Annotated in this window: 19 protein-coding genes; 1 reads left to right on the top strand and 18 read right to left on the bottom strand. The window is 74.4% G+C overall.

All coding sequences use genetic code 11. The annotated features are described in order from the left end of the window. Window positions 1–11 precede the first annotated feature (11 nt). From argH to ACFT41_RS17610, 11 genes are all read right to left on the bottom strand, one after another. Window positions 12–1,475: an argininosuccinate lyase gene (argH, locus tag ACFT41_RS17660; protein WP_377585103.1), complete on the bottom strand. Its 1,464-nt coding sequence runs from the start codon at window positions 1,473–1,475 to the stop codon at window positions 12–14. Between the two features lie 14 nt (window positions 1,476–1,489). Then, on the bottom strand, window positions 1,490–2,695 hold the full coding sequence (locus ACFT41_RS17655; RefSeq protein ID WP_377585023.1) for an argininosuccinate synthase: 1,206 nt from the start codon (window positions 2,693–2,695) through the stop codon (window positions 1,490–1,492). Next, window positions 2,692–3,207: an arginine repressor gene (locus ACFT41_RS17650; RefSeq protein ID WP_377585020.1), complete on the bottom strand. Its 516-nt coding sequence runs from the start codon at window positions 3,205–3,207 to the stop codon at window positions 2,692–2,694. The genes ACFT41_RS17655 and ACFT41_RS17650 overlap by 4 nt, the downstream gene beginning before the upstream one ends. Next, entirely contained in the window at window positions 3,204–4,130 is a 927-nt protein-coding gene (argF, locus tag ACFT41_RS17645) for an ornithine carbamoyltransferase (protein ID WP_377585018.1), read from the bottom strand. Before argF ends, ACFT41_RS17650 begins: the two co-directional genes overlap by 4 nt. Beyond that, window positions 4,131–5,306, bottom strand: coding sequence for an acetylornithine transaminase (locus ACFT41_RS17640; protein ID WP_377585015.1), 1,176 nt, complete (start codon window positions 5,304–5,306; stop codon window positions 4,131–4,133). Next, complete coding sequence (argB, locus tag ACFT41_RS17635; RefSeq protein ID WP_377585012.1) at window positions 5,303–6,190, bottom strand: acetylglutamate kinase; 888 nt, start codon at window positions 6,188–6,190, stop codon at window positions 5,303–5,305. The genes ACFT41_RS17640 and argB overlap by 4 nt, the downstream gene beginning before the upstream one ends. Further along, window positions 6,187–7,359, bottom strand: a complete 1,173-nt coding sequence (gene argJ / locus ACFT41_RS17630; protein ID WP_377585010.1) for a bifunctional glutamate N-acetyltransferase/amino-acid acetyltransferase ArgJ — start codon at window positions 7,357–7,359, stop codon at window positions 6,187–6,189. The genes argB and argJ overlap by 4 nt, the downstream gene beginning before the upstream one ends. Then, window positions 7,356–8,357: an N-acetyl-gamma-glutamyl-phosphate reductase gene (gene argC / locus ACFT41_RS17625; protein ID WP_377585007.1), complete on the bottom strand. Its 1,002-nt coding sequence runs from the start codon at window positions 8,355–8,357 to the stop codon at window positions 7,356–7,358. Before argC ends, argJ begins: the two co-directional genes overlap by 4 nt. Before the next feature lie 150 nt (window positions 8,358–8,507). Next, window positions 8,508–9,335 (bottom strand): hypothetical protein, encoded by an 828-nt coding sequence (locus tag ACFT41_RS17620; protein WP_377585005.1) that lies wholly within the window; start codon window positions 9,333–9,335, stop codon window positions 8,508–8,510. After that, window positions 9,332–11,542, bottom strand: a complete 2,211-nt coding sequence (locus ACFT41_RS17615) for a hypothetical protein (protein ID WP_377585002.1) — start codon at window positions 11,540–11,542, stop codon at window positions 9,332–9,334. Before ACFT41_RS17615 ends, ACFT41_RS17620 begins: the two co-directional genes overlap by 4 nt. Window positions 11,543–11,748: 206 nt before the next feature. Continuing rightward, window positions 11,749–12,600 (bottom strand): hypothetical protein, encoded by an 852-nt coding sequence (locus ACFT41_RS17610; protein ID WP_377585101.1) that lies wholly within the window; start codon window positions 12,598–12,600, stop codon window positions 11,749–11,751. A gap of 178 nt (window positions 12,601–12,778) precedes the next feature. Between ACFT41_RS17610 and ACFT41_RS17605 the strand changes: the two genes are divergently transcribed. Then, window positions 12,779–13,666 carry a Crp/Fnr family transcriptional regulator gene (locus ACFT41_RS17605; RefSeq protein ID WP_377584999.1) on the top strand — a complete coding sequence of 296 codons (888 nt, stop codon included), beginning with the start codon at window positions 12,779–12,781 and terminating at the stop codon, window positions 13,664–13,666. 100 nt (window positions 13,667–13,766) lie between these two features. Here the strand turns inward: ACFT41_RS17605 and pheT are convergent, their stop codons facing one another. The 7 genes from pheT to ACFT41_RS17570 form a co-directional block, all read right to left on the bottom strand. Next, a complete protein-coding gene (gene pheT / locus ACFT41_RS17600; RefSeq protein WP_377584997.1) occupies window positions 13,767–16,316 on the bottom strand; it encodes a phenylalanine--tRNA ligase subunit beta in 2,550 nt (849 codons plus the stop codon). 41 nt (window positions 16,317–16,357) lie between these two features. Next, entirely contained in the window at window positions 16,358–17,437 is a 1,080-nt protein-coding gene (pheS, locus tag ACFT41_RS17595; protein ID WP_377584994.1) for a phenylalanine--tRNA ligase subunit alpha, read from the bottom strand. A gap of 208 nt (window positions 17,438–17,645) precedes the next feature. Further along, window positions 17,646–18,452 carry a TrmH family RNA methyltransferase gene (locus ACFT41_RS17590; protein WP_377584992.1) on the bottom strand — a complete coding sequence of 269 codons (807 nt, stop codon included), beginning with the start codon at window positions 18,450–18,452 and terminating at the stop codon, window positions 17,646–17,648. An 83-nt stretch (window positions 18,453–18,535) separates the two neighbouring features. Continuing rightward, complete coding sequence (rplT, locus tag ACFT41_RS17585; RefSeq protein WP_007075852.1) at window positions 18,536–18,928, bottom strand: 50S ribosomal protein L20; 393 nt, start codon at window positions 18,926–18,928, stop codon at window positions 18,536–18,538. A 32-nt stretch (window positions 18,929–18,960) separates the two neighbouring features. Beyond that, on the bottom strand, window positions 18,961–19,155 hold the full coding sequence (gene rpmI, locus ACFT41_RS17580) for a 50S ribosomal protein L35 (protein WP_043968020.1): 195 nt from the start codon (window positions 19,153–19,155) through the stop codon (window positions 18,961–18,963). Between the two features lie 19 nt (window positions 19,156–19,174). Continuing rightward, window positions 19,175–19,843 (bottom strand): translation initiation factor IF-3, encoded by a 669-nt coding sequence (gene infC, locus ACFT41_RS17575; protein ID WP_377584989.1) that lies wholly within the window; start codon window positions 19,841–19,843, stop codon window positions 19,175–19,177. Window positions 19,844–20,183: 340 nt separating this feature from the next. Continuing rightward, window positions 20,184–20,657: a PH domain-containing protein gene (locus ACFT41_RS17570; protein ID WP_377584986.1), complete on the bottom strand. Its 474-nt coding sequence runs from the start codon at window positions 20,655–20,657 to the stop codon at window positions 20,184–20,186. Between the last annotated feature and the right edge of the window lie 27 nt (window positions 20,658–20,684).

Below are 20,684 nucleotides of genomic sequence, written 5' to 3'. Positions count from 1 at the left end.
GACGTGGGAGATCAGCGGGGCACGACGGTTTCGGCGGCCCACTCCCGCCAGCTCGTCAGCTGGTCGGCGGCGGTGGCGAGCTGGTCGGCGACCGGCCCCGGGCCGGTGGAGCCGGGGGTGATCCGGGCGGCCAGGGCCGACCGCACCGACAGCACGTCGCGCACCGACGGGTCGAGGTGCTCGCTGACCGCCGCCAGGTCGGCGTCGGAGACCTCGTCGAGGGCGCAGTCGCGGACCGCGCAGAGCGCCACCAGCTTGCCGGTGATCTCGTGCGCGTCGCGGAACGGCACGTTGCGCCGGACCAGCCAGTCGGCGACCTCGGTGGCCAGGGAGAAGCCCACGGGGGCGGCGGCGACGAGGCGGTCGACGCGTACCGTCATGGTGGAGATCATCCCCGCGAGGGCCGGCAGCAGCAGTTCCAGGGTGTCGACGGCGTCGAAGGCCGGCTCCTTGTCCTCCTGCATGTCCCGGTCGTACGTCATGGGCAGGCCCTTGAGCATGGTGAGCACGGCCATCAGCCCGCCGACGAGCCGGCCGGACTTGCCCCGGGCCAACTCGGCGATGTCCGCGTTCTTCTTCTGCGGCATGATCGACGAGCCGGTGGCGAAGGCGTCGTCCAGCTCGACCCAGCCGAACTCCTGCGACGTCCAGAGCACCACCTCCTCGCCGAGGCGGGACAGGTGCACCCCGATCAGCGCGGTGACGAAGAGGAACTCGGCGACGAAGTCGCGGTCGGCGACGGCGTCCATCGAGTTGGCGAAGGACGTGCGGAAGCCCAGCTCCTTGGAGACGGCCACCGGGTCCAGCGGCAGCCCGGAACCGGCGAGCGCGCCCGCGCCGAGCGGGCTGACCGCCGTGCGGTGGTCCCAGTCGCGCATCCGCTCCAGGTCGCGCAGCAGCGGCTGCACGTGGGCCAGCAGCCAGTGCCCGAAGGTGACGGGCTGGGCGTGCTGGAGGTGGGTCATCCCCGGCGCGGCCGTGTCGACGTGCCGGGCGGCCTGCTCGGTCAGGGCCTCGGCCAGCTCGACGAGGCGACCGGCCACGCCCCGGGCGTGGTCGCGCAGGTAGAGCCGCAGGTCGGTGGCGACCTGGTCATTGCGGGACCGGCCGGCGCGCAGCTTGCCGCCGAGGCTGCCGAGGCGCTCCAGCAGCCCCCGCTCCAGGGCGGTGTGCACGTCCTCGTCGTCGACGGTGGGCCGGAACGCCCCGGAGGCGCAGGCGGCCTCCAGGTCGTCCAGGGCCGCCAGGATCTTCCCCAGTTCCTCGGGGTCGAGCAGGCCCGCGCCCGCGAGGACCCGGGCGTGCGCGCGGGAACCGGCGATGTCGTACGGGGCCAGGCGCCAGTCGAACTGCACGCTGACCGACAGCCGGGCCAGCGCCTCGGAGGGGCCGCCCGCGAAGCGGCCACCCCACAGGCTCGTACGGTTGGTCGCGGCGCTGTTCTCGGTGAGGCTCTTGTCGTCCACGCCGCCCATTGTCGTTCCCACGGTCAGCAGCCTCCCAATCGGGCGTCCCGCGCGGCGGCCAGCTTGCTCGGCAGGCCCCACAGCTGCACGAATCCCTTCGCCAGGGACTGGTCGAACGTGTCGCCGGTGTCGTAGGTGGCCATCCCGAAGTCGTACAGGCTGGCCTCGGAACGCCGGCCGGCGACGGTGGCCCGGCCGCCGTGCAGCACCAGCCGCACCTCGCCGCTGACCTGCCGCTGAGCGTCGTCGATGAACGCGTCCAGGGCCCGCTTCAGCGGGGAGAACCACAGGCCGTCGTAGACCAGCTCACCCCAACGCTGGTCGACGCCCCGCTTGAACCGGGCGAGGTCGCGTTCGACGGTGACCGCCTCCAGCTCCTGGTGGGCGGTGATCAGCGCGATGGCGCCGGGTGCCTCGTACACCTCGCGGCTCTTGATGCCGACGAGCCGGTCCTCGACCATGTCGAGCCGGCCGACGCCCTGCGCGCCGGCCCGCCGGTTGAGCTCCAGGATCGCCTGGTACGGGGTGACGGTCTCGCCGTCGATCGCCACCGGCACGCCGGCGTCGAACGTGATGACGACCTCGTCGGGGTCGCGTTCCTGCGCCGGGTCGGACGTGTACGCGTACAGGTCCTCGACCGGGGCGTGCCAGATGTCCTCCAGGAAGCCGGTCTCGACGGCCCGACCCCACAGGTTCTGGTCGACCGAGTACGGCGACCTGGCCGACACGTCGATCGGCAGGCCCCGCTCCTCGGCGAAGGCGATCGCCTTGTCTCGGGTCCACGCGAAGTCCCGGGCCGGGGCGATGATCTTCAGATCGGGGGCGAGCGCGCCGAGGCCGACCTCGAAACGCACCTGGTCGTTGCCCTTGCCGGTGCAGCCGTGCGACACGATCGTGCCGCCGTGCCTGCGGGCCGCGGCGACGAGGTGCTTGACGATCAGCGGCCGGGACAGCGCGGAGACCAGCGGGTACCGGTCCATGTAGAGGGCGTTGGCGCGCAGCGCCGGCAGGCAGTACCCGGCGGCGAACTCGTCGCGCGCGTCGACCACCTCCGACTCGACGGCACCGCAGTCCAGGGCGCGCTGCCGGATGGCGTCGAGGCTCTCGCCGCCCTGCCCGACGTCCACCGCCACGGCGACGATCTCGGCGCCGGTCTGCTCGGCCAGGTAGGGAATCGCGACGGAGGTGTCCAGCCCTCCCGAGTACGCGAGGACGACCCGCTCGGTCATGGTGTGCTGTTCCCTTCGACGCTCTCTTCGCGGCGGGACCACGCGGTGAGCTTCTCGCCCAGCGCGGCCCCGCCGACGGCCTCGCGGGCCACCACGAGGATGGTGTCGTCGCCGGCGATGGTGCCGACGACCTCGGGCAGGCCCGCCCGGTCCAACGCGCTGGCCAGGTAGTGGGCTGCGCCCGGCGGGGTGCGCAGCACGGCGATGTTGCCGCTGGAGTCGACCTCGTTGAGCAGTTCCCGCAGCAGCCGGATCAGCCGCGCCGGGGCGGCCTCGGCGTCGCGCAGGGGCCGGTGGCCGTCCTCCGGGATGACGTACACGGGACGACCGTCGCCGCCGCGGGCGGTGACCGCGCCGAGTTCCTTGAGGTCCCGCGACAGGGTGGCCTGGGTGACGGCGACGCCGTCGCCGGCGAGCAGGTCGGCCAGCTCGGTCTGCGAGCGGACCGCCTTGTCGCGGATCAGCTCGACGATGCGGGCGTGCCGGGCGGCGCGGGTCAGCGGCGCGGTCATGCCGGCTGCTCCAGCAGGTACGTCAGCACCGCCTTCTGCGCGTGCAGCCGGTTCTCCGCCTGGTCGAACACGGCGCTGGCCGGGCCGTCGAGCACCTCGTCGGTGATCTCCTCGCCCCGGTGCGCGGGCAGGCAGTGCAGCACGATCGCGCCCGGCGCGGCGTGCGCGAGCAGCGCCTTGTTGACCTGGTACGGCAGGAACGGGGTGATCCGGTCCAGCCCGTCGTCCTCCTGCCCCATCGAGGTCCACGTGTCGGTGGCCAGCACGTCGGCGTCGCGGGCGGCGGCGACCGGGTCACGCAGCACGCGCACCGACCCGCCCGTGCCGGCGGCGATCTCCTCCGCCCGGGCCAGCACCTCGGGGTCGGGGTCGAACCCGTCGGGGCCGGCGACGCGCACGTGCATGCCGGCGCTCGCCCCGGCCAGCAGGTACGACTGGGCCATGTTGTTGGCCGTATCCCCCACGTACGCCAGGGTGCGGCCGTGCGTGCCGCCGCACCGTTCGCGGACGGTGAGCAGGTCGGCGAGGAGCTGGCAGGGGTGGAAGCCGTCGGTGAGGGCGTTGATCACCGGGACGCTGGCCCCGGCGGCGACCTCGGCGATGCGGTCGTCGCCGTGGGTGCGCAGCACGATCGCGGCCACGTACCGGGAGAGCACCCGGCCGGCGTCGGCGAGGGTCTCGCCCCGGCCGAAGTGGGTGACCTGGGTGTCCACCACGAGGGGGTGGCCGCCCAGCTCGGCGATGCCGGCGTCGAAGGAGATCCGGGTGCGCAGGCTCTGCTTGTCGAACAGCACCGCCACCGACCTCGGCCCGGCCAGCGGCCGGTGGGCGAACCGTTCGGCCTTCATCCGGGCGGCAAGGTCGAGCACGGCGGCCTGCTCGGCGGGCGAGAGGTCGTCGTCGCGCAGCAGGTGGCGGGGCATTCAGCGGCCTCCGGTGGCGGCGTCGAGGGCGGCGGGCAGGGCGGCCAGGAACGCGTCGGCCTGCTCGACGGTGAGGATCAGCGGCGGGGCGAGCCGGACCACGCCCGGCTGCACCGGGTTGACCAGGAACCCGGCGTCGCGCAGGGCCGCCGCGAGCGGGCCGGCGGCGTCGGCGGTGAGCACGATCCCGAGCAGCAGGCCCGCGCCGCGCACCTGCGCGACGAGGGGATGGCCGAGCTCCTCGACGCCCCGGCGCAGCCGCTCGCCGACCCGCTTGACGTGGTCGAGCAGCCCCTCGCTGGCGATGGTGGACACCACCGCGAGGGCTGCGGCGCAGCTGACCGGGTTGCCGCCGAAGGTGGTGCCGTGCGAGCCGGGGCGCAGCAACTCGGCGGCGGGGCCGAAGGCCAGGCAGGCGCCGATCGGCAGGCCGCCGCCGAGGCCCTTGGCGAGGGTGACGATGTCGGGTTCGACGCCGTCGGCCTGGTGGGCGAACCAGTGCCCGGTGCGGCCGACGCCGGTCTGCACCTCGTCGAGCACCAGCAGCGCGCCGTGCCGGGCGGTGATCCGCCGGGCCTGCGCGAGATAGCCGGCGGGCGGGACGACGACGCCGTTCTCGCCCTGCACCGGCTCCAGGATGACCATGGCCGTCGCGTCGGTCACCACCGCCTCCAGCGCCGCCGCGTCGCCGTACGGGACGTGGGTGACGTCGCCGGGCAGCGGACGGAACGGGTCCGCCTTGGCGGGCTGCCCGGTGAGCGCGAGCGCGCCCATGGTGCGGCCGTGGAACCCGCCGACCGTGGCGACCACGTGCGAGCGGCCGGTGAGCCGGGACAGCTTGAACGCGGCCTCGTTGGCCTCCGCGCCGGAATTGGCGAAGAAGACCCGGCCGGGACGGCCCGCGAGGGCCAGCAGCAGCTCGGCGAGGGCCACCGGCGGCTCGGCGACGAACAGGTTGGACACGTGCCCGAGCGTGGCGACCTGCCGGGACACGGCGGCCACCACGGCCGGGTGGGCGTGGCCGAGGGCGTTGACGGCGATGCCGCCGAGGAGGTCGACGTACTCGCGGCCGGCGTCGTCGACCACGACGGCGCCGGAGCCGGAGACCAGCGCCAGCGGCGGCGTGCCGTAGTTGTCCATCAGCGACTGTCGCCAGCGCTCCACCAGTTGACTCATGACGGAATCACCATGGTTCCGAATCCTTCCGAGGTGAAGACCTCAAGCAGCGTGGAGTGGGCGACCCGACCGTCGACGACGTGCGCGGCGGGCACCCCGTGGCGCACCGCCCGCAGGCACGCCTCCATCTTGGGGACCATCCCCGATTCCAGGGACGGCAGCAGCTGCGCCAGCTCGTCGGCGGTGATCTCGCTGACCAGGCTGTCGGTGTCCGGCCAGTTGGCGTAGAGGCCCGGCACGTCGGTGAGGACGATCAGCTTGCGGGCGCCGAGGGCGATCGCCAGGGCGGCGGCGGCCGTGTCGGCGTTGAGGTTGTGCAGCACCCCGTCGGCGTCCGGCGCGACGGTCGAGATCACCGGGATGCGGCCGGCCGCGATCAGGTCGGTCACCGCCGACGTGTTCACCGACTCGACGTCGCCGACCTGGCCGACGTCGACGGCCTGCCCGTCCACGTACGCCGGGCGGCGCACGGCGGTGAACAGGCCGGCGTCCTCGCCGGAGAGGCCGACGGCGAACGGGCCGTGCGCGTTGATCAGCCCGACCAGCTCGCGGCCGACCTGGCCGACCAGCACCATCCGGACCACGTCCATCGCCTCGGGGGTGGTGACCCGCAGGCCGCCACGGAACTCGCTGTCGATGCCGAGCCGCCCGAGCATCGCCGAGATCTGCGGGCCGCCGCCGTGCACGACGACCGGCCTGATGCCGACGTAGCGCAGGAAGACCATGTCGGCGGCGAACGCCCGCTGGAGCGCGGGGTCGATCATGGCGTTGCCGCCGTACTTGACCACGAGGGTGGCCCCGGACAGGCGGACCAACCAGGGCAGCGCCTCGATCAGCGTCTCGGCCCGCGCCTGGGCCCGGGCGAGGTCGTCGGCGGCGCTCACGTCGAGTACGCCGAGTTCTCGTGCACGTACGCGTGGGACAGGTCGTTGGTCCACACGGTGGCCTGGGCGTCCCCGGCGTGCAGATCGATGCGGATGGTGACGTCACGCCCGGTGAGGTCCACCTTGGACCGATCCTCGGCGGCGGCGCCGGAGCGGCACACCCAGACACCGTTGACGGCGACGTCGAGGGCGTCCGGCTCGAACGCGGCGGCGGTGGTGCCGACGGCGGCGAGGATGCGGCCCCAGTTCGGGTCGTTGCCGAACAGCGCCGTCTTCACCAGGTTGTTGCGGGCCACCGACCGGCCCACCTCGACCGCGTCGTCCTCGTCGGCCGCGCCGACGACGTCGATGGCGATCTGCTTGCTGGCGCCCTCCGCGTCGGCGATCAGCTGCTGGGCCAGGTCGTGGCAGGCGGCGGTGACCGCCGCCGTCAGCTCGGCCTCGGTGGGCTCGACGCCGGACGCGCCGCTGGACAGCAGCAGCACGGTGTCGTTGGTGGACATGCAACCGTCGGAGTCGACCCGGTCGAAGGTGACCCGGCAGGCGGCGCGCAGCGCGGCGTCGAGTGCCGCCGGCCCGGCCACCGCGTCGGTGGTGAGCACGCACAGCATGGTCGCCATGGCCGGGGCCAGCATGCCGGCGCCCTTGGCCATCCCGCCGACGGTCCAGCCGCTGCCGGCCGCCACCGTGGTCTTCGGCCGGGTGTCGGTGGTCATGATCGCCTGGGCCGCCGCCGCGCCGCCGTCGCGGGACAGGGCACGGATCGCGGCGCGTACGCCGGGCAGCAGCTTGTCCATCGGCAGCCGCTCGCCGATCAGGCCGGTGGAGCAGACCGCCACGTCACCGGCGCCGAGCCGCAGCCGGGGGCTCGCCGAGGTGAGCGCGGCGGCGGTGTGCTCGGCGGTGGCGTGGGTGTCCTGGAAGCCGGCCGGGCCGGTGCAGGCGTTCGCCCCGCCGGAGTTGAGGATCACGGCCCGGGCCACCCCGCCCCGGACGACCTGCCGGGTCCAGAGCACGGGGGCGGCCTTGACCCGGTTGGCGGTGAAGACCCCGGCTATCCCGGCGTCGGGGCCGTCGTTGACGACGAGGGCGACGTCGCTGGCGCCGCCGCTCTTGAGGCCGGCGGCCACGCCGGCCGCCCGGAACCCTCGTGGTGTGGTGACGGTCATGGGGTTACTCCGAACGTGGACAGGCCCGTGGTCTCCGGGAGCCCGAGCATCAGGTTGGCGCACTGCACGGCCTGGCCGGCGGCGCCCTTGCCGAGGTTGTCGATGGCGCTGACCACGATCACCCGGCCAGAGTCGACGTCGACACCCGCCTGAAGGTGACAGGAGTTGGCGCCGAGGGTGGCGGCGGTGTGCGGCCAACTCCCCTCGGGCAGCACATGCACGAACGGGGAGTCCGCGTACGCCCGCGCGAGGACCGCCCGGGGGTCGGCGTCGCCGGCCGGCACGGCGGTGACCGTGGCGAGGATGCCGCGCGGCATCGGCGCGAGGACGGGGGTGAAGGACAGGCTGACCGCGCCGGTGGCCTGCTTGATCTCCGGCACGTGCTGGTGGGCGCCGACCTTGTAGGGCGACAGGTCGCCCATCACCTCGCTGCCGAGCAGGTGCGCCTTGGCGGCCCGGCCGGCGCCGGAAGTGCCGGAGGCGGCGACCACGACCACGTCGGCGGGCGCGACCGCGCCGGCAGCGACCAGCGGGGCGAGCGCGAGGGTGGTGGCCACGGCGTAGCAGCCGGTATTGGCCACCCGGGTCGCGGCGGCGATCCGCGCGCGCTGGCCGGGCAGCTCGGGCAGGCCGTAGACCCAGGCCCCCGCGTGGTCGCCGCCGTAGTAGCGTGACCAGGCGGCGGCGTCGCGCAGCCGGTGGTCCGCGCCCAGGTCGACCACCCGGACCGACTCCGGCAGAGCGGCGGCCAGCGCCGCCGACTCGCCGTGCGGCAGGGCCAGGAAGACCAGGTCCGCGTCGGCCAGGGCCGCCGGGTCGGTCGCCGCGAACACCAGGTCCAGCCCGACGAGCTGCGGGTGTACGGCGGTGACCGGCGCGCCGGCCTGGCTGTGCGCGGTGGCGGTGACCAGGTCGAGCTCGGGATGGCCGGCGATCAGGCGCAGCAGCTCGCCCCCGGCGTAGCCGCTCGCCCCGGCGACCGCAACTCGGATACCCATTCTAACCTCCGCATGACTATGCAGAGAAGGTTACCGGCTTGTCACGTCGGACCGCAAGGTCATACAGCGCGCTGCATGACCTTAAGGTGACGGCTGCCACTGGCCGGGGAGACCTCCTTCCCGGCGGAGGAGTGCCGGGAAGGAGGCCGGTCAGTTCGCCCCCTGGTCGATGCCGTGCTGCCGCGCGTACGTCCGCAGCGCGGCGTCCCACGCCTCGGTGTACTCCGACGGCCCCAGGCCGAGGTCGTTGTGCCCGCGCACCGCCTCCCGCAGCAGGTCGAGCAGCTCCGGCACCGCCTCCCGGCGCTCGGCGACATAACGACGGAAGACCTCGGCGAACTGCTCCCCCGCCAGGCGGGCGGCGTGCGCGGTGACCGGGTCGCCCTCCAGCGCCTGCAACACCTGGCACCATTGGCGGGTCAGCTCGTCGGTGTGACGGGCCCGGATCTGCTGCAGCTCGTGGTCGCACTCCAGCCTGATCCGCTCCTCCCAGTACGGGCGCAGCCGCTCCCGGACCCGCTCGTCCGGGCTCACCCGCACCTGCACCGTGAAGTGCGGCCGGCTCTCGTCCCGGGGCCAGTGCTGACCCACCAACAGGTCGTTCAGCGCCCGCTCCAGCTCGTGCGAACGGTGCGGCTCATGCGCCCGGGCCAGGTCGACGGCCCGCTCCCGGACGACCCCGGCGGCCCACGCGAGGTAGCTCTCCGCGCGCTGGCGCAACACCTCGGCGCCCATGTGTTGCGCCCGCCAGCTGTAGACGGCGAACAGGCGGAAGTCGAACGCGTCTCCCCGGGCCGGCACCAGGATCGGCTCCGGCGCGTCTAGGCGGTAGGTGACCACCTGCGGGGGTGCCGGCGGCGGCAGCGGCAGCAGGGTCGGCGCGGGCGGCGGACTCACGGGCGCCGGCCCGAACAGCGAGAGCAGGATCTGCCACCAGCGTCGTTGCGCCGACGGACGGGGAATGTACCGAGTGCTCATGAGGGGTCCTCGTCGATCAGGCGTCGTACGTGGTCCAGCAGGGTGTTGTGTTGCATCAGGGGGCCCCAGACGTGCCGGTGCTGGTGGTCCAGCCGGTGCCGCAGCGGCTCACGCCCCGTGACCACCAGGCTGATCAGGCGCAGGCAGAGGTCGGCAACCTCGGGGTGCCCCTCGGCCCGGTTGAGCCAGAAGCCGAGCGTCCGCCAAGCTCGGTACGCGGTCCCCGGCACGCTGAGCGCCGTCGCCCAGCAGGTGGCCAGGTCCGACATCCGCACCGTGCCCGCGCGGGCCAGGTCGAGCAGCTCAGGCCAGCGTTCCCGGGGGGCGGGGGCCCACCGGTCGGCGAGCACCCGCAGCGCCCGGCCGGCGTGCAGCCGCACCTCCGGCTCGTCCTCGGCTACGGCCCACTGCGCCAGCGCCGGCAGCACGCTGGCCGCGTGGCCGCCGACGTACACCTCCACCAGGCCGCGTACCACAGAGTTGTTCCGCCGCTGCATGCGCGCCTCGGCCACCCGGCGTAGCTGCACCAGGGCGGTTTCGGGCCAGAGTCGGGCCAGGCCCAGCGCGTACGCCCGCGCGACGGTGTCGCGCAGGTGCGCCGCCCCGCCGGCCGCCCACCGGTCCAGCTCGATTCGGACGCGTTGACGCAGCTCCGGCTGCATGGCCATGCCGACCAGCGCGATGGCGGCGGCCTGCCGGACCCCGGCCCGGCGTTCCCGGGCGAGCTGGTCCACCGTGCGCAGCGCGGCGTGCACTCCATGCGCCGCCGACCAGCCGACCGCCCCGGCGGCGGCCTGCCGAACCCCGGGGGTGCCGTCCCGCACGAGGCCGCCCAGCCAGCCGAGCAACTGCTCCGGCAGCCACCAGTCCGCCCAGGCGACCTCCAACAGGCTGCGCCGCAGCGGGTCGTTGCCCGGAGCGAACTCGATGCGCCGCCCGCCCGGCACCCGGTCGTCGTCGACCACCAGCACCGCCTCCCGCAGGACCGGGCCGAGCAACGCGTCGAGCACCCCGCCCGCCCCGCCGGCGGGCGGTGGGGCGGGCGGCGAACCGGCGAACGGGAACCCCGGTGCCGCGCCGCCGTCCGGCGGCAGGCCCACGACGCCGCCCGGGTCCCGCACCGGTCCCAGCCCGCCACCGGCCAGCCCCGGTGCGGCCAGCGCCCCGGCCGCGGCGTGGATCTCGGCCACCGGCTGCCCGGCCAACACCGCGCAGGCGAGCCGGAACGCGCGCCGCCGGTCGACGTCCCAGGGAGGCGTGTCGCCGCCGTCGGCGGCGGCGAGGACGCGGGCCGCCCGCTCCCGCAGCTGGCGGGGAAGCAGGCGCTCCAGCCGCTCGGTGAGTTCCGCGCCCCGGGGCGCGGTGCGGGCCAGCAGCTCCGCCAGGCGGACCACCTCGCCGGGCCGGGGGCCGCCGGCCAGGTGAGCGGCCAGCAACGGATTTGCGACGCACTCGTCCTCGACGTAGCCGTCGATACAGTCACCGAGGCAGCCGGGGGTGCACCAGCCGACGCAGCGCCCCCTGAGCTGGCGGCGCAGCTGGGCCCGGAACACGTCGGCGGGGGCGGCGGGCCGGTGCTCCACCAGATGGCCGGCCAGTTCCTGGTCGCGGCGGTCGAAGTCGCCGACCAAGACCAGGGTGACCCCCTTCGCCTCGGCCCGGGCGGCCAGCCCGACCAGGGCCATGCCATCCAGGTCCCGCACGGCCGCCTCGGCGAGCCGCCACACGTAGCCGTGCCCGTCGCGCCACGGGGTGTCGGGGAGCAGGAGGTCGGTCGGCTGCTCCGCATGCAGCACCGCGACCCGGTCGAAGCCGTGCCGGCGGGCCGAGGACAGGCACACGGCGGCGTGCCGGCCGGTGCCGGCAGGCCCCGACAGGCAGACCAGGTGACGCTGCTTGAGGTGCCCGTCGAGCTGCGGGTCGCTCGGTGCCGGGGCGTACCCGTCGGCCAGCTGCCGCACCCACGTACCGGTGAGCGTCTCGGCCCAGGTCCGGCTGCTGCCGTCCGTCCGCGCCGTCGTGATGTTCAGCGTGCCGATGGCCGTCGACCCGGGCCCGGTGGCGTTCTGGCCCCGCACCCACACGTCGCCGACACCGATCGTGGACGAGGGCCCGAGCAGGGACGCGAGCCGGGCGAGGATGTCCCCGGGATCCGGCGTCTCCTCCGGCTCGTCGGCCAGCAATTCGTCGGGCTCCCCATCCTGCACCGGTTCCGCCGCTTCTGCTGCTTCTGCCGACCCTGCTCGCTCTGGGATCACCGGGCCGCCACCGGAGTCGCCCCGCCATCCCTCGGTGTCGGGGAACATCGCGCCGCCGGAAGGCTCACCGTGGTTGCCGTCCGGACCCGGCAGCGACCCGCCGGAACCGTCGTTGTCGCCGGCCTGCCGGGGCACGGGCCACGGGGGCGATCCATTCACCGATCGCCCCCGCCCCGGCCGAGGATCGCGTCCCGGCCGACCGAGCCGATCGCCGTCGCCCCGGGTCCGATCGCGTTCGGCCCGTGCACCCGGACGTCCCTGACGCTGATCCCATCCGTTGGCGCCACACGGCCACCGGAGTCGGGGCGCACCGGCCCCGGCGGCGGGACTGCCGGCACTCCTCCCCCACCCTCGGCCGGACCACCCCCTGGATCGTCCGGCCCGTTCCCGTTTCCGTCCCTGTCCAGCGCCGGCACCAACGACAGGTCCTCGTCCACCACGCAGAGCCAGGCGTACTCGTCGAAGCCCTTGTCGGGCTTGCTGATCCGCACCTGGCGGAAGCGCTCGGGCCGCATCTCCTCCGGATACTCGAGCACCACGTCGCGGTAGATGTCGTTGGAGACCACCAGGGCGACGCCCGCGTCCCGGAACGCCGCCAGCGCCCGCCGGACGGGGTCGGCGTCGCACAGCCGGCTGACGAACACCACGGCGCTGCCGGGAAAGCCGTTCGCCCCGTCGAGGTGCACGAGTCCCTGGTGGACGGCGATCCGCAGCCGCACCCGCGCCGCCGGCAGCCGGCTGCTGTTGTACGCCCGCAACCGCCGATTCAGCTCGGGCACGAAACGGCCGATCACCCGCGACTCCGAGACGTCCCGTGGCAGGATCGCCAGTTCCCCGTCACCGGCCCGCTGCGTGCTCCAGGCCACCCGGTCCAGCCCGACGGCTTCGGCGGCGGCGTGCAGCAGTTCGCGGAACGCCTGCTGTGCCTCGTACTGCAGTACGTTTCCGCGCCGGCTGTAACTCTCCATGTCCACGGAGATCAGCAGTCGTCGCTCGGGATGGTCCATCGCCTGGCCGCCCTTCGTCACCGGGCCCGCCTCCGTCCGGCGGGCCGCCTGGAAACATCGAAACGGCGGCGGCCGGCCGGAACCCCGTAGAAGTACGGCTTCCGGCGAAATCTGTCCGACACCGGTCATCTCCCTCGGATCCGGTATTCGGGGCGGCAAGGCCAGGTGTGCTGGAGGCATGACGGACGACGTGACCGAACTCCTGCTGGCCGCCGGCTGGTCGCCGGTCGAGACACTCGTGGTGCTGGCCCTCCAGGCCGTGACGGTCGCCCTGATTCGCGCGGGGGTCTCGCGCTACGCGCAGGGACGGCTACGCTTCGACGGTTTCCGCCCGACAAGGAGTGCGAGGTCGTCGATGCGACACCACGAACTGCCCCCGGCCGAGTGGCCGTACGGCACCTTCCTGCGGAGGCTGGAACCCCCGGCCCGCACCGCACTGCTCGCGCTAGGCGTGCGACGCCAGGTGCCGGCCGGACAGATCCTGATCCACGAGGGCGTTCGCGAGTCGCACCTGGTGCTGCTGGAGGAGGGGCTGGCCAAGGTGACGGCCAGCGTGCCCGACGGGCGGGCCGCACTGCTGTCGCTGCGCGTCGGCGGGGACCTGGTCGGCGAGATGTCAGCCCTCAACGACAAGCCGCGCTCGGCGACGGTCACCACCTGCGGGCCCACTGTCTACAGCGTCGTCTCCCGGGACCGGTTCAACCAGTTCCTGCGGGCGCACCCGCAGGCCGCCCTCGAGCTGGCGGCGATGGTCTCCGACCGGCTGCGCTGGTCCAACCGCCGCCGGATCGACTTCACCTCGTACGCGGTGAAGATCCGGGTGGCCCGGGTGATCGCCGAGCTGTGCCGCACGCACGGCCGGCGCAGCCGCGACGGAGTGGTCATCGACGTGCGGCTGACCCAGCCGGAGCTGGCCACGATCTGCGGGGCGGCGGAGACGTCCATCCAGAAGACGCTGCGCGAGCTGCGGGCCGACGGCCTGGTGGACACCGACTACCGACGCATCACCGTACGCGACCTGCCCCGGCTGCGCGCCCTCGGCGAACTGGACCCGGAGGAGCACTGACGCCGGCCGGTCGATTCCGGCCAGCCGTTGCCGGTCCGGGGCGGTTAGCAGGGGCCCCCTCCTATACAGAAAGCGTTAAGAGGGGGCCCCTGCTTGCACCTCAGGCGCCGCGGAGGGTGGCGCCGAAGCGCTCGGCCGCGCGGGCCACCGCCGCGTCTCGGGCCGCCACCGCCTCCTCGACCGTCAGCGTGCGGTCGCGGGCGCGGAACGTCAGCTTGTACGCCAGCGACCGCCGCCCCGCCCCGAGCTGCTCGGAGGCGTACACGTCGAACAGCCGCACGCCCTCCAGCAGCTCACCGGCGCCCTCGACGAGGGCCTGCTGCACCTGCGCCGCCGGCACCCGCTCGTCCACCACGAGGGCCACGTCGATCAGGGCCGGCGGGAAGCCGGAGATCGTCGGGGCCGGGGCGACCGGGGCGGCGGGGAGCGCGTCGAGGTCCAGCTCCATGGCGCTGGTGCGCCTCGGCAGCTCCAGCGCGGCCAGCACGGCCGGGTGCAGCTCGCCGGCGTGCCCGACCACGACCCCGTCGACCAGCAGTTCGGCGCAGCGGCCGGGGTGCCACGGGGCGTGCTCGGCGGAGCGCACCTCGATCCGGTCGGCGGGCAGGTCGGCGGCGGCGAGCACCGCCCGGCCGGCCTCGACGGCGTCGGCCCAGCCGGCCGGGCGGCCCGCGCCCCACCAGCCGGCCGGCTCGACGTCCCCGGTCAGCACCACGGCGACGTGCCGGGGCTGGTCGGGCACGACCGCGTCGGCGGCGGCGAACTCGACGTCGGTGGGCCGCCGGTCCACGCCCATGGCGGGCGGGGCGCCGGCGCCGGGGCGCGGGTGGAAGACCGCCCCGATCTCGTACAGGGCCAGGTCGCGGTGGCCCCGGCCGAGGTTGCGCTTGAGGATCGCCAGCAGCGGGCCGAGCAGCGTGGTGCGCAGCAGCGGCTCCTCCTCCGACAGCGGGTTGGCCACCCGCACCGCCGCCCGGCGCGGGTCGTCGGCGCCCAACCCGAGCAGGTCGGCCAGCGCACCCGCGACGAACGGGTGGGCCAGCACCTCCACGTACCCGCGCTCGGCCAGCGACCGGGCCACGGCCCGGCGGCGGCGCTGCTGCCAGGTCAGGCCCCGCCCGGGGGGCGCGGTCGGCAGCACCGACGGCACCCGGTCGTACCCGTCGAGGCGGACCACCTCCTCGACCAGGTCGGCCGGGTCGGTGAGGTCGGGACGCCAGCTCGGCGGGACCACGGTGAGCACGTCCGCGCCGCCGGCGGCCGGCACGCCGGCCGTGCCCGGGTCCTCGCCGAGCCGGTCGGTGCCCCGGGTGACGTGGCAGCCGACCTGCTCCAGCAGAGAGACCACCCGCTCCGGGGAGTAGGTGACGCCGACCCGCCGGCTCGGCAGGCCGGCCGGCAGGGTGACCGGGGTACGCGGCCGGACGTGGTCGAGGTCGAGGATCTCGGCCCCGGCGACGCCGCCCGCGTGGGCGGTGAGCAGCGCGACGGCCCGCTCGATGGCGACCAGCGCCACGGCCGGGTCGACGCCCCGCTCCCAGCGCTTCGCCGCCTCGCTGAACAGCTTGTGTCGGCGGGCGGTGCGGCCCACCATCACCGGGTCCCAGTGGGCGGCCTCGAAGAGCACGTCGGTGGTGGACGCGACGACCTCGCTGGTCTCGCCGCCCATCACGGCGGCGAGCGAGATCGGCCCGGTGTCGTCGCAGATCACCATGTCCTCGGCGGTGAGGGTGCGGGTCACCCCGTCCAGGGTGGTCACCTTCTCCCCCGCCCCGGCGCGGCGCACGACGAGCGGGCCGGTGATCCGGGCGGCGTCGAAGGCGTGCATGGGCTGGCCCAGTTCGAGCATCACGTAGTTGGTGATGTCGACCGGCAGGGAGATGCTGCGGATGCCGGCGACGGTGAGCCGCTGCCGCATCCAGCCGGGGGTCGGGGCGGTCGGGTCGATGCCGCGCACCATCCGGGCGGCGAACCGGTCGCAGCCGACGGTGTCGCGGACCTCGACCGGGTACGCCGGCTCGGCCGTCGCGCCGGGGGCGGGTGCCAGCCCCGGGTCGCGGAACGGCACGCCGAGGGCGTGGGCCAGCTCCCGGGCGATGCCCCGGACGCTGAGCGCGTACCCCCGGTCGGGGGTGATCTCCACCTCGACGACCACGTCGTCGAGGCCGACGACCGGGCGGGCGTCGTCGCCGGGCTTGCCGGGGGTGTCCTCGGGCAGCACGATGATGCCCGAGTGGTCGTCGCCCAGACCCAGCTCCTTGGCGGAGCAGATCATGCCGTGGGAGTTGCGCCCGTACGTCTTGCGCGCGCCGATGGCGAAGCCGCCGGGCAGCACGCCGCCGGGGAGGATCACCACGACTCGGTCGCCGGGGGCGAAGTTGCGCGCCCCGCAGACGATCTCCTGCGGCTCGCCGGTGCCGTTGGCGGCGCCCACGTCGACCCGGCAGAACCGGATCGGCTTCTTGAAGCCGGTCAGTTCCTCGATGTCGAGGACCTCGCCGACGACCAGCGCGCCGGTGACCGTGGCCCGCAGGTCCACGATCGACTCGACCTCGATGCCGAGGTCGACCAGCGCCTGCTCCAGGTCGGCGGCGGGCAGGTCGGCGGGAAGGTCGAGGTACTCCCGCAGCCAACTGACAGAAACTCGCATGACTCTCAGACCACCGTCTCGTTGTCTCGTGCCCGCACCGTCTACGCCCCGGCCCCGAACGCGCGGGTGAACCGCACGTCGCCCTCGGCCATGTCCCGCATGTCGCTGACCCCGTGGCGGAACATCACGGTGCGGTCGATGCCCATGCCGAACGCGAATCCGGAGTAGACCTCCGGGTCGATCCCGCAGGCGCGCAGCACCCGGGGGTTGACCATGCCGCAGCCGCCCCACTCGACCCAGCGCGGCCCGTCGCGGTGCTCGGGGAACCACACGTCGAACTCGGCCGACGGCTCGGTGAACGGGAAGTAGTGCGGCCGCCAGCGGGTCTTCGCACCCTCGCCGAACATGGCGCGGGCGAAGTGGTCGAGGGTGCCGCGCAGGTGGGCCATGGTGATGCCCTTGTCGACCACGAGGCCCTCGACCTGGTGGAAGACGGGCGCGTGGGTGGCGTCCAGCTCGTCGGTGCGGTAGACCCGGCCGGGCACGACCACGTAGATCGGCGGCTTGCGGGCGAGCATGGTGCGCGCCTGCACCGGGGAGGTGTGGGTGCGCAGCACCAGCCCAGAGGCCTCCGCGCCGGCGGGCGGGGCGATGTGGAAGGTGTCCATCAGGCCCCGCGCCGGGTGGTCGGCGGGGATGTTGAGGGCGTCGAAGTTGGTCCACTCCAGCTCGACCTCGGGACCCTCGGCCACCTCGTAGCCCATCCCGACGAACAGGTCGCTGATCTGCTCCATCAGGGTGCTCAGCGGGTGCCGGGCGCCGCGCGGGCGGCGGTCGTAGGGCAGGGTGACGTCGACCCGTTCGGTGGCCAGCACCCGCTGCGCCTGCTCGCGGTCGAGGATCTCGGCGCGGGCGGCGTAGGCGGCCTCGATCGCGCGGCGGGCCTCGTTGACCCGCTTGCCGGCGTCGGCCTTCGCGGCCGGCGGCAGGGCGCCGATCTCCCGGCGGGCCAGGGCGACCGGGGACCGGTCGCCGAGGTGCGCGGGGCGCAGCGCGGTCAGCGCGTCCGGGTCGGCGGCGGCGGCGAACGCCTGCTCGGCGTCGGCCACGGCACCGGCCAGGGCGTCCGGGTCGAGCAGGGCGACCTGCTTCGGGTCGTACGGATCGTTGCGGTAGGTCATGGCGTACGGGCACTCCTCACGGCGGTGCCGGCCCTGCACGGGCGGCGAGGCGAGTCTACGGACGCGCGGCTTCGCCGCAGCCCGCCGGTGGGAGTTCGCGCAGGGGAAGGGTCAGGCCCGCCGCCCGCCGACACCGGCGGGCTGGCTAAACGAACGCCGTGGCGCGTTCATCATCTCGGGCGACTCCCTGCTGTGTGACCACGCCGCGTCAGGGGCGTCGGCGCAGTGCTCTGGCTGAAGCGTACAGGCAGACGGCGGCGGCCGCAGCCAGGTTGAGGCTCTCGGCGCGCCCGTGCAGGGGCACCCGGACCCGGGCGTCGGCGTCGGCGGTCAGCTCGTCGGGCAGCCCGTGCGCCTCGGAGCCGAACAGCCAGGCGGTCGGCGCCGCGAGGGCGCCAGCGTCGGCGAGGTCGTCGAGGTCGCGGTCGCCGTACCCGGTGGTGGCGAGGACCGCCAGGCCGGCGGCCCGCAGCGCGTCGACCACGGCGAGGGGGTCCGGCGCGCGGACGACGTCGACGTGGAAGAGGCTGCCGGCGGAGGCCCGCACGCACTTGCCGTTGTAGGGGTCGACGGCGTCGCCGGCGAAGACCACCGCGCCGGCACCGGCGGCGTCGGCGGTGCGCAGCACCGTGCCGGCGTTGCCCGGGTCGCGGATCCCGGCGAGCACCGCCACGAGGCGGGGGCCGGCGGCGAGGGCCTCGGTCAGCGGCACGTCGAGGTGCCGGCAGACGGCGACGAGGCCCTGCGGGGCGACGGTCTCGGCGAGCGCGGCGAGGGCGTCGTCGGTGACGCCGGAGACCGGCACGTCGGCGTCGGCGGCGCGGGCGGCCAGGTCGGCGTGCCGGTCGAGGGCGGCCGGGGTGCCGAACAGCTCGGCGACCGTGCCGGGGCGGGCCAGGGCCTCCCGGACGGCCTGCGGGCCCTCGGCGAGGAACCGGCCGGCGGCGTCGCGGTCGCGGCGGCGGTGCAGCCGGCGGGCGGCGACGACCCTGGGGGTACGCGGGGTGAAGGGCATGGTGTGCGGCTCCACAGCGCGACCGAGGCGCCCGCCGCGCGTCGTGGACGACACGGGGAGCGCCTCGGTCGGGTGCTGGCGGATCAGGCGGCCTGGGCCGCCGCGCCACCGGTGCCCTCGGCCGCCACGGCGGCGCGGGCGACCTCGACGATCGCGGCGAAGGCCGCCGCGTCGTTGACGGCCAGGTCGGCGAGGATCTTGCGGTCGACCTCGACGCCGGCCAGGCGCAGGCCCTGGATCAGCCGGTTGTAGGTCATCCCGTTGGCGCGGGCGCCCGCGTTGATCCGGGTGATCCACAGCTGCCGGAAGTCGCCCTTGCGGTCGCGACGGTCCCGGTAGGCGTACTGCATCGAGTGCAGCACCTGCTCCTTGGCCTTGCGGTACAGCCGGGAGCGCTGACCGCGGTAGCCGCTCGCGGTCTCCAGCAGGGTACGACGCTTCTTCTGGGCGTTCACAGCCCGCTTGACGCGTGCCATCTCAACTCCTTCTTCGGTTCAGGTGGCGCGCGTCAGCGGCCGAGCAGCTTCTTGATGCGCTTGGTGTCGGCCTTGGCCAGCTCGACCGTGCCGGTCAGCCGCCGGGTCCGGGTGGACGACTTCTTCTCCAGCAGGTGACGCTTGCCGGCCTGCTCGGCGACGATCTTGCCCTTGCCGGTCACCTTGACCCGCTTGCCCATACCCGTGTGGCTCTTCATCTTCGGCATGTGGAACGTCTCTCCCCTGTTACTGACCGCCGGTGTCGGCGGTCGTGCCGGTCTCACCGGCTGCTGCGGTCTCGCCGGCCGCCGGGGTCTCGCCGGCCGCCGGGGTCTCGCCGGCCGCCGGGGCCGCGGACTCCTCCGCCGCCCGCTCCCGGGGTGCACCGCGGGACGCCGTGGCGGCGACCGCGGAGGCCTTGACGGCCCGGTGCGGAGCGAGAACCATGATCATGTTTCGGCCGTCCTGCTTCGGGGCGGCCTCCACGTAGCCCAGCTCCGTGATCTCGGACTCGAGGCGACGCAGGAGCCGGTAACCCAGCTCCGGGCGGCTCTGCTCCCGACCGCGGAACATGATCGTCACCTTGACCTTGTCGCCGGCCTTGAGGAACCGCACCACGTGACCCTTCTTGGTCTCGTAGTCGTGCGGGTCGATCTTCGGCCGGAGCTTCATCTCCTTGATGACGGTCTGCTGCTGGTTACGCCGCGCTTCGCGCGCCTTGAGTGCGCTCTCGTACTTGAACTTGCCGAAGTCCATGAGCTTGCACACCGGCGGGCGCGCCATCGGCGCAACCTCGACCAGGTCCAGGTCGACGTCCGCGGCCAGCTGAAGGGCGCGTTCAAGCGGGACGATGCCCACCTGCTCGCCCTCGGGACCGACCAGTCGGACCTCACGTGCCCGGATCTGCTCGTTCACGCGTGGTTCGACGCTGATGGGGCCTCCTCGAGTCGAGTGCTCTGCGGTGGCCGACTCCCGCGGCCCCCGTGGTGGGGGCCGACCCGGAAAGCAGAAGGCCCCGGCGCACGCCAGGGCCCGCTCGACCGGTCGGCACGATCACAGGATCGCGCATCCGGGACCGGGACGTGCCCGGAACCGGTGACCGGGACCCGGCCACCGACTGGGGCGACTCGGGTGGGAGCAGGCGCTCCGCTTCAGGACTGCCCACACGTGGAACACGGGCAGTCTGGTCGACTCAGCAACACTACACCCTTGCCGGGTCGGCCCCCAAACCGGGCACCACGGGCAGCGCGGCGGGTCAGCGCCCGGCCGCGCCCTCGGCCAGCGCCGCGAGATGGGCCCGGTGCAGCCGGCGCAGGGCGCGCACGCCCTCCACCGCCAGCTCCTTGTCGGCCGCCTGGAGGGCCACCATCGGCAGCAGGTCGTCGTCGTGCAGCTCCAGGCTCGCCCACGGCGCGCCCCGGTCGAAGCGCACCCCCCGCACGACCTCCCAGGGCAGCTCGTACGAACCGAGCACGTTGCGCACCCGCACGCCGAGCCCGTCGGCCTCCACACGGGGCCGGGTGAACAGCAGGACGCCGAGCGCCCCGAGGACGCCCAGGCCGATCATGGCGAGCTGGTCGCCGCGCTGGAAGGTGCCGTAGCCCTCGCCGGTCGGGCCGGTCAGCGACGTGGCCACCAGGCTGAACACGACCAGCAGCGCGGCGGCCGACACCCAGCAGACCAGCCGGATCCGGCGGGGGCGCAGCGTCACGGGTGCGGTTTGACTCACCCGTCCAGTCTGCCACCCGCCGGCCGG

It is taken from the genome of Micromonospora sp. NPDC057141, assembly GCF_042670805.1.
Classification (GTDB): domain Bacteria; phylum Actinomycetota; class Actinomycetes; order Mycobacteriales; family Micromonosporaceae; genus Micromonospora.
The sequence above is the reverse complement of the archived record's forward strand: the minus strand, read 5'-3'. Positions and strand labels throughout refer to the sequence as shown.